The organism is Streptomyces sp. MMG1533, from assembly GCF_001279775.1.
GTDB lineage: Bacteria > Actinomycetota > Actinomycetes > Streptomycetales > Streptomycetaceae > Streptomyces.
This window is the reverse complement of record NZ_LGDG01000127.1, coordinates 1-410: the sequence shown is the minus strand read 5'-3', so window position 1 is coordinate 410 and position 410 is coordinate 1. Positions and strand designations below refer to the sequence as shown.

Here is a 410-nt window from a genome sequence, read left to right as displayed (position 1 = left end):
AAAACTTGGCCACAGATGCTCGCGTCCACTGTGCAGTTCTCAAACAACGACCAGCCACCCGTCACACACCACTTCCGTGATGCTGCACCGGGGCCGGCATCGAAGGACGAGCAAACGCTCGCACCCTCAGACACCCAACAGCGTGCCCGACACCCTCGCCGCTTCCCTCCACGTTCCACACTCCGAAGAGCAGTACTGGAAGAAGAAAGACGATCAAGTGTGCCGAGTAGTCAACGTTCCACCCATGAGCAACCAGCATCAGACATTCGCCGATGTACTGGCCTCTGGACAACCTTGCGGCTGCCTAGAAGTGCTCCTTAGAAAGGAGGTGATCCAGCCGCACCTTCCGGTACGGCTACCTTGTTACGACTTCGTCCCAATCGCCAGTCCCACCTTCGACAGCTCCCTCC

1 rRNA gene is annotated in these 410 nt (G+C 58.3%); it reads right to left on the bottom strand.

Annotation, left to right across the window (positions count from 1 at the left end):
- Nucleotides 1-321 precede the first annotated feature (321 nt).
- Nucleotides 322-410: ribosomal RNA gene (locus ADK57_RS15380) — 16S ribosomal RNA — on the bottom strand; the annotation flags it as partial.